Origin of the sequence: Microlunatus soli, from assembly GCF_900105385.1 — a bacterium.
GTDB lineage: Bacteria > Actinomycetota > Actinomycetes > Propionibacteriales > Propionibacteriaceae > Microlunatus > Microlunatus soli.
In genome coordinates this window covers 1,145,255-1,162,382 of record NZ_LT629772.1, presented here as the reverse complement: position 1 = coordinate 1,162,382, position 17,128 = coordinate 1,145,255, and the positions used below count along the sequence as shown (strand labels likewise).

13 protein-coding genes are annotated in these 17,128 nt (G+C 68.0%); 6 read left to right on the top strand and 7 right to left on the bottom strand.

Annotated features, from left to right (window positions below; all coding sequences use genetic code 11):
- Window positions 1-245 precede the first annotated feature (245 nt).
- A complete protein-coding gene (gene zwf / locus BLU38_RS05425; protein ID WP_091521066.1) occupies window positions 246-1,748 on the top strand; it encodes a glucose-6-phosphate dehydrogenase in 1,503 nt (500 codons plus the stop codon).
- Between the two features lie 15 nt (window positions 1,749-1,763).
- On the opposite strand, the gene BLU38_RS05420 is transcribed toward zwf, so the two are convergent.
- The gene (locus BLU38_RS05420) at window positions 1,764-2,720 is read right to left on the bottom strand and encodes an NADP-dependent oxidoreductase (protein ID WP_091521062.1); all 957 of its coding nucleotides are present in this window, start codon (window positions 2,718-2,720) and stop codon (window positions 1,764-1,766) included.
- Between the two features lie 83 nt (window positions 2,721-2,803).
- Between BLU38_RS05420 and BLU38_RS05415 the strand changes: the two genes are divergently transcribed.
- Window positions 2,804-3,382: a TetR/AcrR family transcriptional regulator gene (locus tag BLU38_RS05415; RefSeq protein ID WP_091521059.1), complete on the top strand. Its 579-nt coding sequence runs from the start codon at window positions 2,804-2,806 to the stop codon at window positions 3,380-3,382.
- 174 nt (window positions 3,383-3,556) lie between these two features.
- Window positions 3,557-4,888 (top strand): glutamine synthetase family protein, encoded by a 1,332-nt coding sequence (locus BLU38_RS05410; RefSeq protein ID WP_091521055.1) that lies wholly within the window; start codon window positions 3,557-3,559, stop codon window positions 4,886-4,888.
- Window positions 4,889-4,920: 32 nt separating this feature from the next.
- On the opposite strand, the gene BLU38_RS05405 is transcribed toward BLU38_RS05410, so the two are convergent.
- A complete protein-coding gene (locus tag BLU38_RS05405; protein WP_231920185.1) occupies window positions 4,921-5,460 on the bottom strand; it encodes a sterol carrier family protein in 540 nt (179 codons plus the stop codon).
- Window positions 5,461-5,700: 240 nt separating this feature from the next.
- Here BLU38_RS05405 and BLU38_RS05400 point away from each other — a divergent pair, with 240 nt between their 5' ends.
- Complete coding sequence (locus tag BLU38_RS05400) at window positions 5,701-6,531, top strand: MBL fold metallo-hydrolase (protein WP_091521051.1); 831 nt, start codon at window positions 5,701-5,703, stop codon at window positions 6,529-6,531.
- A 39-nt stretch (window positions 6,532-6,570) separates the two neighbouring features.
- On the opposite strand, the gene BLU38_RS05395 is transcribed toward BLU38_RS05400, so the two are convergent.
- Window positions 6,571-7,911, bottom strand: a complete 1,341-nt coding sequence (locus BLU38_RS05395) for an MFS transporter (protein WP_091521048.1) — start codon at window positions 7,909-7,911, stop codon at window positions 6,571-6,573.
- 62 nt (window positions 7,912-7,973) lie between these two features.
- Here BLU38_RS05395 and BLU38_RS05390 point away from each other — a divergent pair, with 62 nt between their 5' ends.
- Window positions 7,974-11,048 carry a bifunctional [glutamine synthetase] adenylyltransferase/[glutamine synthetase]-adenylyl-L-tyrosine phosphorylase gene (locus BLU38_RS05390; protein WP_091521044.1) on the top strand — a complete coding sequence of 1,025 codons (3,075 nt, stop codon included), beginning with the start codon at window positions 7,974-7,976 and terminating at the stop codon, window positions 11,046-11,048.
- Between the two features lie 73 nt (window positions 11,049-11,121).
- Here the strand turns inward: BLU38_RS05390 and BLU38_RS05385 are convergent, their stop codons facing one another.
- From BLU38_RS05385 to mshA, 4 genes are all read right to left on the bottom strand, one after another.
- A complete protein-coding gene (locus tag BLU38_RS05385; protein WP_091521041.1) occupies window positions 11,122-12,690 on the bottom strand; it encodes an outer membrane protein assembly factor BamB family protein in 1,569 nt (522 codons plus the stop codon).
- Window positions 12,691-13,023: 333 nt separating this feature from the next.
- Window positions 13,024-13,404 carry a GntR family transcriptional regulator gene (locus BLU38_RS05380; RefSeq protein ID WP_091521038.1) on the bottom strand — a complete coding sequence of 127 codons (381 nt, stop codon included), beginning with the start codon at window positions 13,402-13,404 and terminating at the stop codon, window positions 13,024-13,026.
- Entirely contained in the window at window positions 13,404-14,285 is an 882-nt protein-coding gene (locus BLU38_RS05375; RefSeq protein WP_157683226.1) for a hypothetical protein, read from the bottom strand. Before BLU38_RS05375 ends, BLU38_RS05380 begins: the two co-directional genes overlap by 1 nt.
- Window positions 14,286-14,354: 69 nt before the next feature.
- A complete protein-coding gene (gene mshA / locus BLU38_RS05370) occupies window positions 14,355-15,605 on the bottom strand; it encodes a D-inositol-3-phosphate glycosyltransferase (protein ID WP_091521032.1) in 1,251 nt (416 codons plus the stop codon).
- Window positions 15,606-15,680: 75 nt separating this feature from the next.
- On the opposite strand from mshA, the gene BLU38_RS05365 reads away from it, so the two are divergent.
- A complete protein-coding gene (locus BLU38_RS05365) occupies window positions 15,681-17,093 on the top strand; it encodes a succinic semialdehyde dehydrogenase (RefSeq protein ID WP_091521031.1) in 1,413 nt (470 codons plus the stop codon).
- The last annotated feature ends 35 nt before the right edge of the window (window positions 17,094-17,128 follow it).

The following is a 17,128-nucleotide window of genomic DNA, read 5'->3' as shown; positions in this document are numbered from 1 at the left end:
CGCCCAGGCACGCACATCGCTGCGTTGGCGATCGCTCGACATACGCCCGGTATGCCTTCGCGACGCCGCCTTGCGCTGCACGCACCTGGACACCGCCAAACGTCAACCTATTTCAGCAACACACCACTAGCGATCCACCGGACGGAACGTGGCGACATTGCCGGCGACCACGATGCACCGACCCCGGGGACCCGACGGGCACCCTCCTGCAGACAAAACCTGGCTCTAGTGGCAGCATCGGATGCGTGAGCGAAGCACCGACCGTCCAGACCGTTGCCTATCCCGCACCCGGTGCGCATCCGTCGCTGCGGGAGGATCAACCGGTCAGTCCGCATGTGATCGTGTTGTTCGGTGCGACCGGTGATCTTGCCCGACGCAAGTTGCTTCCCGGGCTGGCACATCTGTCGTTGTCCGAGCTCGTCCCCGACATCGAGGTGGTCGGCACCTCACTGGAGGAGATGGACGACGACGGCTTCCGCAAGTTCGCCTCCCAGGCGATCCGCGAGTTCAGTCATCGGCAGCTGGATCGCGAGCAATGGTTCCAGTTCTCCGACAAGCTGACCTACGTGCCGTCCTCGGCCGGGGCCGAGGGGTTGGCTGCTGCGGTCAAGGCGGCCGAGGAGCGGCTCGGCGGCGACACCCAACGGATCCACTACCTCAGCGTCCCGCCCAAGGCAGCGCCGGCCGTGATCGGCACCCTGCGGGACGCCGACCTGGTGGAACGGTCCCGGGTGATCATGGAAAAGCCGTTCGGCACCGACCTGGCCAGCGCGATCACCCTGAACAACCAGGTGCACGAGACCTTCGACGAGGAGCAGATCTTCCGGATCGATCACTTCCTGGGCAAGGAGGCCGCGCTCAACATCCTGGCGTTCCGGTTCGCCAACGGCCTGTTCGAGCCGATCTGGAACCGCAATTTCATCGATCACATCCAGATCGACATCCCCGAGACCCTCGGGCTGGACCGGCGGGCCAACTTCTACGAGGCCACCGGTGCCTACAAGGACATGGTGGTCACCCATCTGTTCCAGGTGCTGGCCTTCGTCGCGATGGAGACGCCGACCGCGCTGGAGCCGCGGGCGATCAGCGAGGAGAAGAACAAGGTCTTCCGTTCGTTGGAGCCGATCGACCCGGCCTGCGTTGTCCGCGGCCAGTACATGGGTTACCGGCAGGAGGAGGGTGTCGCCCGGGATTCGGAGACCGAGACGTTCATCGCGCTCAAGGTCGGGATCGACAACTGGCGGTGGGCCGGGGTGCCGTTCTACCTGCGGACCGGCAAGCGGATGGCCGAGGGGCAACGGATCATCTCGATCGCCTTCAAGGAGGCGCCGAAGTCGATGTTCCCCGGCGGTTCCGGTGTCGGCTCCCAGGGGCCGGATCACCTGACCTTCGACCTGGCCGACGAGTCCAAGGTGTCGCTGTCCTTCTACGGCAAGCGGCCCGGCCCGGGGATGCGGTTGGACAAGCTGTCGATGCAGTTCTCCACCGAGGAGACCGAGAGCGCCGGCGACGTACTGGAGGCCTACGAGCGGCTGCTGCTGGACGCGATGCGCGGCGACCACACCCTGTTCACCACCGCAGAAGGCATCGAGGCGCTGTGGGAACGCTCGGAATATCTGCTGCACATGGAGCCGCCGGTCAAGCCGTACCCGCAGGGCTCCTGGGGGCCGAACGCGATCCATCAACTGATCGCCCCGCACGCCTGGCGGCTGCCCTTCGAGCGGACCTGGCGGGAACACAAGGGCTGACGAATCACCGTCGGTTCAGAGGTCGATCACGATCTTGCCGTGAGCGTGCCTGGTCGATTGGAGCTCGACCGCGGAACGGATCTCGTCGATCGGGAAGGTCGCCGCGATCGGGACGTGCAGCTTGCCCGCAGCTATCAGGCCTGCGATGTGCTGCAGAGCCTCGGGACCGGCGGTGGCGCCGTTCGCAGCCGGGATTCCGTCGACCCGTGCGGCGATGGTGCAGATCCGGCGATCCGGTACTCCGAGTTGACGGGCGACCTGGACGGTGTCGGTCCCGTGCAGGTCCGCCGCCGCGGTGATCGGGCCTGCGTCGAGGGCGCGGATCCTCTCGATCAGCCCGTCCCCGTACGCGATCGGTTCACTACCGAGGCTGCGGAGGAACTCGGCGGTCGACGGTGAACCGGTTCCGATCACCCGAGCTCCCGCGAGCCGTGCCAGTTGGACGGCGAACACGCCGACCCCGCCACCGGCTCCACCCATCAGCACGGTGTCGTCCGGTCCGAGATCCAGGGCCGCGAGTGCTGCCGCCGCGGTGCTGCCCGCGATCGCCAGAGTGGCGGCCGTCCGGTCGTCGACCGCGTCCGGGGTGAGGTGGGCGACGCCGGTCGAGATGTCACCGTCGGATTCGACCAGGACGTAATCGGCGACCGCTCGCGACAGAGCCGCGCCGAAGACCCGGTCGCCGCTCGCGTATCCGGTCACTCCGGCGCCGACCCGGTCGACGACCCCGGCATAGTCGGTCCCGAAGCCCGCGGGCAGCGTCAGCCCGAACCGTGATGCGGTCCGGTCGTCGGCAGTCATGAACCAGTCCATCGGATTCAAGCCCGCTGCGGTGACCCGGACGCGGAGCTGGCCGGGTGCCGGCCGGGGCACCGGCACGTCCTGGACGGTCAACACCTCCGGACCGCCGAAGGCGTCGAGGCGGACCGCCCTGCTCCTGCCGGCCCGAGGTTCATTGCTGCGATTTCGCATCTCCGTGTCTCCTTGTGCATCCAGCCGGATCAACCGGACTATGCTCCGGTTACCGTCACAGTGTATCCGGAGCGTGATCCGTTTTGTCCAGTCCAGAACCGCAGCCGACGCGAGCGGACGCCGTCCGCAATCGCGAGCAACTCCTCACGGTCGCCGCTCGCGCCTTCGCCGGCACCGACGCGGACACCTCGATGCGTGCCATCGCTCGGCAGGCGGGCGTCGGTATCGGCACGCTCTATCGGCACTTTCCGACCCGTGAATCCCTGGTGGAAGCCGTCTACCGGGATCAGGTCGCCGGCCTGGTCAACGGCGCCCAGCAGTTCCTCGCCGAGGTGTCGCCGGCGGAGGCGCTGCGCAGGTGGATGGACCTGTTCGGCGCATGGATCGCCACCAAGGGCGGCATGCTCGACACCATGCTGGCGATGATCGAGTCCGGCGACCTCGCCCATGCCCGGACGAGGGACGACATCCTCACCGCGATCACGGCGATGCTCGACGCCGGCCGGACCAGCGGTGATCTTCGAGCAGACGTCTCCGCCGAGGAAGTCGCGGCCGTCCTGATCGGCATCTTCACCGTCGCGCACCAGTCCGGTCCGGCCGTCAGGACCGATCGACTGCTCGACATCCTGCTGGACGGGCTCCGACCGGCGAGCCGTCGGTAGCTGACGGCGACGGCCGAGTGTTGCTGTCGTCCGCGAAATCTCAGCCGCCGACGGCAGTCACGGTTCGGTTGAAGGGCTTGCTCAACGTCCGGACCGCTTCGACGGCGACACGACCCGAACGATTGGGGCACCCCTGTCATCGGTTCGTTACGAGGAGCAGGCAGACTCACCCTCATGGACAAGCAGACGGAGTTCGTGCTGCGCGCAGTGGAGGAACGGGACGTTCGTTTCGTCCGGCTGTGGTTTGCAGACGTACTGGGGTTTCTCAAGTCGGTGGCGATCGCCCCCGCCGAGCTCGAAGGCGCCTTCGAGGAAGGCATCGGCTTCGACGGTTCGGCGATCGAGGGCTTTGCCCGGGTCTATGAGGCCGACATGGTCGCCCGGCCCGATCCGTCCACGTTCCAGGTGTTGCCGTGGCGAAATCAGAGCCCCGCAACGGCCCGGATGTTCTGCGACATCAAGATGCCGGACGGCTCGCCGGCCTACGCCGATCCGCGCTATGTGCTGAAGCGGGCGATGAACAAGGCCGGCGACCTCGGTTTCACCTTCTACACCCATCCCGAGGTCGAGTTCTTCCTGCTGAAGGATCCGATGGTGCCCGGGCAGCGGCCGACACCGGTGGACAGCAGTGGCTACTTCGATCACACCCCGCAGAGCATCGGCAGCGACTTCCGCCGGGAAGCGATCACGATGCTGGAACAGATGGGGATCTCGGTCGAGTTCTCCCATCACGAGGCGGCGCCCGGTCAACAGGAGATCGACCTGCGGTACGCCGACGCGCTCAGCATGGCCGACAACCTGATGACCTTCCGGGTGGTGGTCAAGGAGGTCGCGCTGAGCCAGGGCCTGCACGCCACCTTCATGCCCAAGCCGTTCACCGAGTACGCCGGTTCGGCGATGCACACCCACGTGTCACTGTTCGAAGGCGACAACAACGCCTTCTACGACGCGACCGCGGAGAACCACCTGTCCAAGGTGGCCGAGCACTTCATCGCCGGTCTGCTCGCCCATGCCGCCGAGATCGCCGCGGTGACCAATCAGTGGGTGAATTCCTACCGGCGGCTGGCCAGTGGTGGGGAGGCGCCGACCTACATCTGCTGGGGCCGCAACAACCGCTCGGCCCTGATCAGGGTGCCGACGGCCAACAAGCCGAACTCGACCCGGGTCGAGCTGCGCTCGCTGGACTCCGGCTGCAACCCGTACCTGACGTTTGCGTTGATGTTGTCGGCGGGCCTGGCCGGGATCAACGGCGAGTACGAGCTGCCGCCGGGCGCCGAGGACGACGTCTGGTCGCTGACCGAACGGGAACGCCGGGCACTCGGCATCAAGCCGCTGCCGCAGAATCTGGACGAGGCGATCCGGGTGATGGAGGATTCCGAACTGGTGGCCGAAACACTCGGCGACCACGTCTTCGACTTCTTCCTGCGCAACAAGAAGGCCGAGGCGCTGGATCATCAACGCCAGGTCACCCCGTACGAGTTGGAGCAGTTGCTGCCGGTGCTCTGAGCCTCGGCCGGCCGGGTCCCGCCGCAGGTCGGTCAGCCGATGATCGGCAGCACCATCGTCAGATCGGCGCGTTGTCCGCTGGCTGCCACCTTGCCGGCGGCCGTCGCCTGAGCCCAGCTGATCCGACCGGTGCCGAGCCGCAGGAAGGTGAGTGGGTCGGTCTCCACCACGTTGGGCGGCGTGCCGCGGGTGTGGGTCGGACCTTCCGGGCCGACCCCGCACTGGACCGCCGCATGCGGCGGCACCCGCACCTCGACCGAACGGCCGGGATGCCGTTCGGCGAGCCAACCGCACAGCGAACGACAGGCGATCGCCATCGGCCGACGCGGTACGACGAACTGGTCACTCTCCGCGGCGGCTTGGTTGGCGACGTCGACGGCATCCACCAACCGCACGATCTGCATCCGCAGCGGGTCGGTCAGTCGCCCTGCCGAGCCTGCCAGCTCCGCCTGCAGCGCGACCGCCGGATCCCGGAACGCCGGCTGCTCCGCCGCGGCAGCGGCGAACTCCGTCAACGCCGCCGCATCCCGCGCGTTCAACCCAGAGCCGCGTGCGCTCGAACCTGCTGCCACGGTGAGCAGATTAGCCGGGTCGGCCACGGCCGACCGCCGCAGTATCAGCGACACGGCAAGAAGTTCACAGGTTCCGGTTCAGCCGGCGCCCTCCTGGGGCACTAAGGTGCCTCCATCGGGCTTTCTGTCCGGATGGATTTCGCTCGGCAGACGGATTTGCGTGCGAGGTGGATTTCGCAGGGTGAACCCGTTTCCGCCAGGGGCTTCGGCCCGCAAGGGCTTCGGGGTGGAGGAATGTCAGTGGAACTGACGGTCTTGGGTGGATCGGGGCTGTGGCCGCGGGCCGGACAAGCTTGCTCGGGCTATCTACTGACCCACGACGACATCCGGTTGCTGATCGACCCTGGTCACGGAGTGCTGGTCGAGCTGCTGCGGCACTGCAACGCTACCGACATCGACGCCGTCCTGATCAGCCAGGGTCGTCCGGACCACTGCGCCGACCTGGGCGCGCTGCTGCGGGCCCGCGTGCTCGGCGACGACGCGCCGTCCGCGCTTCCGGTGGTCGCACCGGAGAATTCCTTGGATGCCCTGCTCGCGCTGGATCCGGCCGTCCCGTCCGATGCCGTCGACCAGATCCGGCCGCCCGGTTCCAAGATCAACTTCGGCCCGTTCGCGGTCGAGGCGGTGGCGCTGTCCGCCGACCGGAGCCGCTTCGGGTTCCGGATCACCGACCCGGCCGGCGCGGTGTTCGTCTACGCCGGCGAATCGGCCGACGACGCCGCCCGGGTGCGGCTCGCCCACGAGGCCGGACTGTTGGTCGTCGAGGCGACCTATCCCGACGCCATCCCCGCGTCGCAAGCACGGGACCACTCCGATGCCCGGCAGATCGGTGACCTGGCACTGGAGGCCGATGTCGATCATTGCGTGATCACCCACCTGCACCCGACGGCCGACCCGATCCTGGCTCTGAGCCTGATCCGGCGGACCGGCTTCGATGCCGTCGAGTACGCCCTGCCCGGCCTGGTCCGGGAGGTGCTGCCGCGACCGGCCGCCACCGGGCTGCCGCGGCGGGCGGCGCCGAAGGTGATCACGATGACCGCCTCGGCTCCACGTCGCGCCGCTTCGCAGTAGCCGCACCGTCGCCGTTCCGGGCAGCCGCATCGTCCGATGTCAGGGCTGCGGGTCGCGGGCGTCGTAGGCCAGGAATCGACGCTGCCACAGGGCGGCCAGGCAGATCAGGGCAACGCAGCTGAAGCCGCCGACGACCGCCGCCCAGTTCTCGCCCCACCAATCGGCCCAGCTGCCGAGCACCAGGTCGCCCAGCCGCGGGCCACCGGCGACGACCACGATGAACACGCCCTGCAACCGGCCGCGCATCCGGTCCGGCGTCGCCGACTGCAACAGGGTGTTGCGGAACACCGAACTGATCGAGTCCGCGCCACCGCAGACCGCCAGGCAGACGGCGGCACCGATCAGCGGAATGATCAAGGTGTGTTCGGGTGTGGTGCCGCCGACCGCGGTCAGCACCAGTCCGAATGACGCGACCGCCAGGCCGTAGCTGATGATCGCGCCGATGATCACCCGACCCTGCATCCGGACCTGGACCAGCCGGCCGGACAGCAGCCCGGCCAGGACGGCCCCGATCGCGAAGGCGGCGTTCAGCATCCCGGTGGTGTTGGCGCCGCCACCGAGGAAGAGCACACCGACGGCCGGATAGAGCACCCGGGGCATCGCGGTGATCATCGCGATCAGATCGACCAGGAAGCTGGTCCGGACGTTCGGCCTGGTCGCCAGATAGCGCAATCCCTCCAGCACCGAGGCGAAGCCGAGCGGCCGCCGACGGGGCCTGCCGGCTGCGTTCGGATCCGCGCCGGCTGGTGCGTCCTCCGCGCTGTTCTCGCCGGTCTCCGGATCCGGCAACGGCGGCAGGTCCGGCAGCCGCCACAGTGCCCACAGCGCGGCGGTGAACAGAACCACGTCGAGGGTGTAGGCGGCGCCGAAGTTCCAGGCCGAAAGGAAGGCACCGAGCAGCGGCCCGACGGTGAGCGCGACGTTCCAGGCGGTGGTCTGCAGCACGTTGGCCGCCGGCAGCAGTTCGGGTCCGACCAGTCGCGGGATGATCGCCGAGCGGGCCGGATTGTTGATCGCGAAGCCGGCCGACTGAGCAGCGACCAGGCCGTAGAGGAGATAGACCGAGCTGGCCCCCGACCAGGCCTGGACGGCGAGGGCGAGGGAGATCAGCCACAGGCCGGAGGAAGCGATCAACGCGACCTTGCGGCGGTCGTACAGATCGGTCAGCGCACCGCCGTACAGACCGAGCGCGACCAACGGCACCAACGCACAGATGCCGAGCACGCCGACGGCGAGGCTGGAACCGGTGAGGGCGTAGACCTGAAGGCCGACCGCGACCTGGGTCAGCTGGGCACCGAGATTGGAGATACCGAGTCCCCACCACAGCCTGCGGAACTCCGGACTCCGGCGCAGCGGGGTGATGTCGAGCAGCAGGGACATGGTGGCTGCAGATTACGCTGCCAGCTGCCGGCTGCCGACGGCAGCGCCGTACGATCACGGATGTGCAGACGCTTCAGATCACTCAGGGCGCGCTGGCCCGTCGCGGGTTCGCCGACTCCGCTGCGGCGCTGTCGCGGTTGGCCGACTGGACCAGTGACTGCGAGTCGCTGCTGGATCTGATCACCGCCTCGGCCGATCCCGATCACGCTCTGCTCGGACTGGACCGGTTGGCCGAGGAGGTACCGGGGCTGCTGACCCGGCTGGTGGCCGAACCCGACCTGGCGCGGCACCTGATCCTGGTGCTGGGTGGCAGTTCGGCGTTGCAGCAACATCTGCTGGCCAACCCCGAACACCTCGAACACCTGACCGACGTCACCCGGAAGTCCGCCGCGGACCTGCGGGCTGAACTGCTGAGGACGATCGGCGCCGATCCCGATGCCGCCCATCCGGTCGCGGATGAGCCGCCGGGGCAGCCCGGTGATCCGCTGCGGATCGCCTACCGTGGCGCGCTGCTGCGGATCGCCGCCCGGGATCTGGCCGCGCCGGAGCCGATCGAGATGATGCCGGAAGTGGCCGCTGAGCTGTCCGACCTGGCCGACGCGACCCTGGACGCGGCGTTGGCCGTCGCCCGCCGTTCGATCGGACCGGATCGAGCCGCCCGCTGCCGGCTCGCGGTGATCGGACTCGGCAAGTGCGGCGCCCAGGAACTCAACTATGTCAGCGATGTCGACGTGTTGTTCGTCGCCGAGCCGGTCGGCGTTCAGGCCGGTGACGATGATCAGGCCGGTGACGATGATCGGACCGGCGGGGATGATCGGGCCGGGGCCGATCAGGTCGGGGTCGACGAGGCGATCACGATCGCCACCCAGCTCGCCGCCGAGCTGACCCGGATCTGTTCGGCGCACACGGCGGCCGGGACGATCTGGGAGGTGGACAGTGCGCTGCGCCCGGAGGGCAAGGCCGGGCCGCTGGTCCGGACCATGACCAGTCACCGCGGCTACTACCAGAAGTGGGCCAAGCCGTGGGAGTTCCAGGCGATGCTGAAGGCTCGACCGGCGGCCGGTGATCTTGACCTGGGTGCGGAGTTCGTCGAGATGATCACGCCGATGGTCTGGCAGGTCGCCGAGCGTGATCATTTCATCCCCGACACCCGCGCGATGCGGACCCGGGTGATCGATCACATCCCGCAACGGGTTGCCGATCGGGAGTTGAAACTCGGTCCCGGCGGTCTGCGAGACGTCGAGTTCGCGGTTCAGTTGCTGCAGTTGGTGCACGGTCGGGCCGATGAACGACTGCGGTCGCGTTCGACCCTGGAGGGGCTGCATGCCTTGATCGACTACGGCTATGTCGGCCGCGAGGACGGCAAGGGCTTCGGTCTGGCGTACCAGTTCCTGCGATCGTTGGAACATCGCATCCAGCTGCAGCGGTTGCGGCGGACCCATGTCCTGCCGACGTCTGAAGATGATCTTCGTGCACTGGGTCGTTCGTTGCACTACAGCGATCCGGTGAAGGGTCTGCAGAACACCTGGCGGTCAACCGCTCATCGGGTCCGGCAGTTGCACCGCCGGTTGTTCTACTCGCCGGTGCTCGACGCGGTGGCAAGCATTCCGTCGGCCGATCTGCGGCTGACCGCCAAAGCGGCCGAAGATCGCTTGAAGGCGCTCGGCTACGACGACCCGCGGGCGGCGTTGCGGCACATCGAGGCACTGTCCAACGGGGTCAGCCGGCGTGCGGAGATCCAGCGGCAGCTGTTGCCGGCGATGCTCACCTGGTTCGCCGACGGGCCCAATCCCGATCATGGACTACTGGCGTTCCGACAGACCTCGGATGCGTTGGGCACGACGCCCTGGTATCTGCGTGCGTTGCGGGACGAGGGCGCGATGGCCGAGCGGTTCGCCCGGATCCTGGCGTCCAGTCGGTACGCGGTCAGCCTGCTGCAGCGGGCGCCGCAGGTGGTCCAGATGCTGGCCGATGATCATGAAATGACCCCGCGATCGTTCGAACACCTGCGCGCCGAGATGTCGGCGGCTGCGGGACGGCAGCGCACCCCGACCGCCGCGGTCGAAGCGATCCGGGCGATCCGGCGACGCGAGCTGTTCCGGATCGCCGCCGGAGACCTGCTCGGGATGAACGACGTCCTGGAGGTCGGTGAAGCGTTGAGCGATCTGGCCTCGGCGACCGTGCACACCGCGCTCGCGGTGGCTCGCGCTGCGGCGAGTCCTGAGTCGAGGACCGGTCCTGGGTCGAAGACCGATCCTGGGACGACCGCTGACCCCGATCCGGTGCCGACGATCGGCGTGATCGCCATGGGGCGCTGGGGAGGCCAGGAGGCGGGGTACGCCTCCGACGCGGACGCGATGTTCGTGATCTCCGGATCCGGTGAGGGGGAGGGGACCAAGATCGGCGCTGCGGTGATCACCGAGCTCCGCCGGTTGCTGTCGCTGCCGGGAGCCGACCCTGCGTTGATCATCGACGCGGATCTGCGGCCCGAGGGCAAGGGCGGGCCGCTGGTCCGATCGGTCGATGCCTACCGGTCCTATTACGACCGTTGGTCGGCGACCTGGGAGCGGCAGGCGCTGATCAGGGCCGCTCCACTGGCCGGAGATCGCGAGCTCGGTGCCGAGCTGATCAAGATCATCGACCCGCTGCGATGGCCGGCCGACGGTCTCGACGCGACCCAACTGACCGAGATCCGCCGGCTGAAGGCGCGGATGGAGGCCGAACGGATGCCGCGTGGGACCGACCCGTCCAAGCATCTCAAGCTCGGTCCGGGTGGGTTGACCGATGTCGAATGGACCGTCCAACTGTTGCAACTGCAGCACGCGCACCGGATCCCCGAACTGCGCACGACCAGGACCATCGAAGCACTCGAGGTCGCCACCCGGCACGGGCTGATCCGCGAGCAGCAGGCGCGGTGGCTCCGGCAGTCCTGGCTGCTGGCCAGCCAGATCCGCAACCAGATCATGCTGGTCCGGGGCCGCGGTTCGGACACCTTCCCGACCGATGCCCGCGAGTTGTCGGCCGTCGCCGAGCTGATGGGCCGGTCGTCCGGTGAGGGCTCCCATCTGGTGGCCAGCTACCAACGAGCTGCCCGCCGCGCCCGTCGCGTCGTCGACGCCATCTTCTGGCAGGAGTGAGTCGTCAGGTCGGTGGCCGGCCGGGTGTCATCCGTCGACACCAGGCGACATGTGCGGTGTTGGTGCGCGCGAGCTAGCTCTGCCGAAACGCGACCACTGCCGGCCCGTACGCCACGTCGTTGGCGCGGACCTGGAAGAGGTACTCCGAGGCCGAGACGAAGCCGACGTGATCGGCCAGATAGTCCGGGTCGGGTTTGGCCAGCGCGTCGCCGCCGCTCAACTCGCCGCTGGACGGATCGACGGTGTAGGTCCGGGCGGCCTCGTGTGGAGGAAATCGGACCAATCCCGGCGTCTTCCCTGCGGTGTCCGGCGCGATCAGCCAGTCGCCGTCGGGCAGGTCGGTGGTCCAGGCCCGTTCACCGGTCGTCAGATCCACCCCGGCCACCTTGGGCGGTCCGGGCGGCTGATTCCGCGGATCGTCGCGCCAGGCCAGGGCGATCAGAGTGTTACCCACCACTTGTAGCGGGAACGGGTGCTGTTTGCTGGACTCGGAGTTCAGGATCTCGGCCGCGATCTCCAGATCCTCCTCGCCGCCGGCGGCAGCCGGGATCGTCCGGCTGACCGACCCCGAACTGTCGAAGACCTGCAACTCGCCCTGACCGCTGGACTCTCCGACGTGGATCACCGTCGGTGAGACGCTGGCGATCATCGCGGGGGACACCGGGGACAGGATCTTCACATTGCTCTTGTAGTTCGTCCTACCGGTGCTGGGGTCGAGTGAGATGAGCTCGTTCGTGCCTTGCAGCAAGCACTCCTGGACCATGATCACCGACTTCTCGTCGGCCGCGATGTCACCGACGGAACAGGTGTGGTCGGCCAGCCGCCGATGCCAGATCCGCTCCTTCTTGTCGATGTCGTAGCCGTTGATTCCGGTGCCGTCGGGGTCCGGCGCGAAGATCTTGCCGTCGGCGGCTGCAACGGCGGCCCTGCTGGCCTGGTCGAAGTCCGGGTCGGCCTTGCTCTCCCACAGCTGCTCGCCGGTCGCCAGGTCGATCGCCGCGACCTGTCCACAGTCGTCGCGGGCGGCTCCGAAGATCACGCCGATCACGCCGTCGGTCGCCGTCGCGGACGACGCGCACACCCGGTCGTAACCGCCGGTCGGCTCGACCTGCCATTCCTCCTCACCCGAGGAGTCGTTGTAGCCGATAACGCCCGCAGAGGTCGCCCGGACGAAGACGCCGTCGGCCTGGTAGGAGTTGATCGTCATCGCCTCCTCCTTCGACCCGGCCTCGGGGATGGTCCAGGCGATCTCCCGCGTCGGTGGCGCAGACGTCGCCGATCCGCCGGATTGGCCGGTGTCGGTCGCGGATTGGCGTGTGCCCGGCTTGATCACCAACACGATGATCAACACGACCGCAAGCACCAGGATCCCGGCCCCGATCGACAGGGCCGCGATCAGTCCGGCACGGGACTTGCGTGGTGGTCGCGGCTGCCCGCCCTGCCAGCCCGGTCCGCCCTGCCAACCCGGTCCGCCCTGCCAGCCCGGACCACCCTGCCAACCCGGACCACCGGGAGGTCCGCCGGGCTGCCCCGGCGGACCATCGGGTCGGGTTCCGTACGGTGCGCCGGTTCCTGCCCCGGGGCCGTATTGCCCGCTCGAGCCGGCCGCGGGGTTCGGCCCCGGAACCTGCCCCCAGCCCATCGGAGGCTGAGACGGGTCGCCCTGCGGCGGGCCGTTCCACCCGGCGGCCTGTGGGTCGGGCGCGTGTCCGCGCTGTTCGGGTGGTCCCTGTTGCCCCGGTGGTCCGTGTTGCCCCGGCGGTCGCTGCCATCCCGGTGGTGGTGCTGCAGGCGGTCCGGGTGGCTGTGACAAGGGGTTTCTCCGTGGTCGTGCGGGCAGAAGTCAACGTGGACCCGACAGGATAGAAGGAGTACGGGTCGTTTTGGTAAACGTATACACGCTGGTGCTGGGGATCACTCGACCACGATCGTCCACGCCGAGAGTCAGGTTGCTCTGCTCTGGGTGTGCAGCTCGTCAGGTGCTCGAATCGGTCGCCGGATGATCATCGGCACCGAACGCTTCGTTGACCAACCGGACCGCCTCGGATGGTGTGACGCCGAGCCGGCGCATTCGTTGCGCGAACCAGGATGCGGTCGCCGCCGCATCGGGATCATCGGGTGTCGCGTCGGCGACCTGGGTGCCGTGTCGGCCGCGGGTGATGATCAACTTCTCCGCCTCCAGCTCCCGATAGGCCCGGGCCACCGTGTTCGGTGCGATCGCCAGATCGGATGCCAGTTTGCGCACCGTCGGGAGCCGGGTGCCCGGGGCGAGCTCACCGGCCCGGATCTGCGCCCTGAGCTGCTCCTTGAGCTGAACGAACGGCGGCACCGGCGACTGAGAATCGATCAGCAGCATCAGTGACGCACCGACTCGTCTGCGGCCCTGGGTGCCGGCGACATCATGGCGCCTGCGGGGCGGCCGGAACGGGCGAGCAGGATGTGTGCCGTGATCACCAGGGTGATGCTTGCGAACATCAGGAGATACTGTGCCGGGACAGGGCGGATGGGCGAATTGGTGCCAGCCATGAGCGCAGTGATGCCGGCAGCTATTACCGCCTTGGTAAAGAGGTCTTGAACGACGGCTCTCTTCAATGCCGCATCCCAGGCGAGTTCCAGTGAGGTACTCGCCGAGCTGGGAAGTCGGATCACCCTCGTCCCAAGGGAATGGGCAACGACGACGAGGAGGACGGTCATCGTCATCAGAGTCCAGATGTCGCCGAACTGTGAGTAGGGATAGTCCACACTCGAACGCCCGTGGGCCGCGATGGTCACCCAGATCACGAGGGCGACCGAGAGGCTGACTGCCAGGTGGCAGATGATCATGGCCGGCAGGCCAACCACCGATCGGACGGTCATTGCCGAGGAATGTGCGACGCGGACGCCTGCATGGTCGCTGAAGGCGTATCCATTTCGGACGAGGTTGGCCACGGTGCCTGCCACCCAGCCGAACAATCCCACCCAGATCAGCGACATCTCCGGTCGCCAACCTGCGTCCGGGATCACCGACTTGCTGCCGACCAGCAGAAGCGCGCCGAGGACGAGACCACACAACGCTCCGACCGACGCCCACCAGACCTGACGCCGACGGGCCAACCCGACCCGCCCCAGGATCTCCGGCGTACTCGGCATGTTCCTCAGCCGCGAGTCGGGAAGGAACGGCGTCTGCGGCACGAAACGGTGCACGATCCCGACGACGGCGAAGATCGCCGCGAGGGTCGTGAACGCGAAGATGGCCATCCGGTCCATCTCCTCAATGTGTCACCTTTGTATCATTGAGTCAATACAGTCTTGATACAAACTTCTCTCTCAGTGGAGAGCCCGCGCATACGCGGCCAGACTTGCTGCCGCGGTGTTGTCCCAGCTGAACCGAGCGGCGTGCAGGGCACCGTTGCGACCAAGATCACGGGACCGGGCAGGGTCATCGATCAATTCCTCCAGGGCATCGGCCCACCGCGACGGGTCGTGCCCGGCCACCAGCAATCCGGTCTCGCCGTCGCGCACAGCGTGCCGCAGCCCACCGACGTCGGTCGCCACAACAGGTCGACCACACGCCTGGGCCTCCAACGCGACCAGCCCGAAGGACTCGTTGTAGGACGGCACTCCCACCACGTCGGCGACGCAGTACCAACGGAACAACTCGGGTCGGGGGGAGTGCGGACGGACGATGATCTGCTCGTCCAGACCATGATCACGGATAGCCTCCGGCAATGCATCGGCCCAGGTGCTCTGCGGTCCGCTCGGACTACCGATGATCACCAACTTCAACGTCTCCCGGAGCTCGGGTCGACGCTTGATCAACTCCGCGACCGCGTCGATCAACACATCCGGCGCCTTCAACGGCTGCAGCCGGCCGACGAACAAGACGATCTTCGCATCCTGGCCGATGCCGTGTCGCTCTCGGGATTGGATCTGGTCACAGGGGTGGAAGATCTCCAGATCGACGCCGGGCGGCACGATCGCGAGTTGATCATCACGGGCGCCGTAGTGGTGGCTCAACTCCTCGCCCTCGTCCGGAGTGTTCGCCGTCAGGATCGCTGCCCGGGCAACGATCTCGGCCTCACCGTGCTCGCGGACACTGGGCTCGGTCAGATGATCATCGGCCCGGTTGCTGTTCTTGACCCGAGCCATCGTGTGCATGGTCTGCACCAGCGGCACCCGGAGCCGTTCGGCCATGATCATCCCGGCCATCCCGGACAGCCAGTAGTGGCCGTGCAGCACGTCCCATTCCCGATCGCCGTAGCCGTCCAGGATGCCGGCTGCGAACTCCGGCACCAGAGTGGGAAGCTCCTCCTTGGCGACCGGCGCGACCGGCCCGGCAGCGACCTGGATCACCCGGTAGCCGTCGCTGACCTCGGTGATCTCGGCGGAGTCGGCGTCCCGTCGTCGGGTGAAGACGTCGACCTCCACACCACGAGCCCCGAGTCGGTGGGCGAGCTCGGCGACGTACACGTTCAGTCCGCCGGCGTCGCCGACACCCGGAGTGTCCAGCGGCGAGGTGTGCATGCTGAGCATCGCGACCCGGGCAGGGCTCGGTCTGCTCGGCAGGTGTCCGGTCATGAGCCCTATCCTGCCCCGGCGGCCATCTGGCCCATTCCGGGGGCCGTGGTCCGAGCGACGGGCTACGGTCGGAGCATGAACGACACGACGGCCGCTTTTGCTGCGGCGCGGGCCGCGCAGCCGGGGTGGGCGGCCCTCGAACCGGCGACGCGGGCGATCCCGTTCCTGCGGTTGCGTGATCTGCTGCTCGACCGGCGGTCCGAGATCCTGGACGTGATCCAGACCGAGACCGGGAAGGCGCGGCTGCATGCCAGTGAGGAGTTCCTGGATGCCGTCTCCTCGATCGGTTACTACGCCAGGTCCGGGCCGCGGTTGCTCCGGCCGCAGCGGCGACCTGGCGCGCTGCCGGGTCTCACCCGGACCCGTGAGTACGCTCGTCCGCGCGGCGTGGTCGCGATGATCACGCCGTGGAACTATCCGTTCGCGCTGGCCGCCGACGTGGTTCCGGCCCTGCTGGCCGGCAACGCTGTCGTTCACAAGCCCGACTCCAAGACGACCCGATCCTCGCTGCTGCTGCGCGATCTCGCGCTGCAGTCGGGGGTCGATCCTCGGTTGTGGCAGCCCGTGCTGGGCGAGCCGGCCGACGTCGGGGACGACCTGATCGACGGTGCGGACTACGTCTCGTTCACCGGCTCCACAGCGGCCGGAGTGCGGATCGCCGAACGCTGCGCGCAGCGGGTGATCGGTTGCAATCTCGAACTCGGCGGGAAGAACCCGATGATCGTGCTCGGCGACGCCGATCTGGATCGCACGGTCCCAGCCGCACTGCGGGCCTGCTTCTCCAATGCCGGCCAACTCTGCATCGGGGTGGAGCGGATCTACGTCGACCGGACCATCCACGACGACTTCCTGCGCCGCTTCGTCACCGCCACCAGGATGCTGCGGCTGGGCAACGGCCTGGACTACACCTCGGACCTGGGAGCGTTGATCTCGACCGAGCATCTGGAACGGGTCAGCGGCCTGGTCGGGCGCGCGATCAGCGCCGGCGCCCGGCCCGAGACCGGCGGTCGGCCACGTCCCGATCTGGGCCCGCGGTTCTACGAGCCGACCGTGCTCACCGCGACCGCACCTGATGCCGAGATCAATCGGTCCGAGGTCTTCGGGCCGGTCGTCACCGTGACCGCCGTCGATAACGACGCCGAGGCGGTCCGGCTGGCCAACGACAGCCCGTACGGGTTGAACGCGGCGGTCTTCGGCCGGGACCGGCGGCGCGCCAGGGCGGTGGCCGAGCAGTTGGAGACCGGGATGGTGAACATCAACGAGGGGTACGCCGCCGGCTACGGCTCCGCAGCGCCGGTCGGCGGCCGCAAGCGGTCCGGCACCGGTCGCCGGCATGGTGCGGCGGGCCTGCTGACCTACACCCAGAGCCAGATCGTCGCCGATCAGCGACTGGTCGGCTTCGACCCGGTGGCCGGTCTGTCGGGCGAGCAGTACAGCCGCCTGTTGGCCAGGAGTTTGCGAGCCATGCACCGGCTCCACATCCGCTGAACATCGTCCAAGGGTGCCGCCGGGCCGGGTCCCGA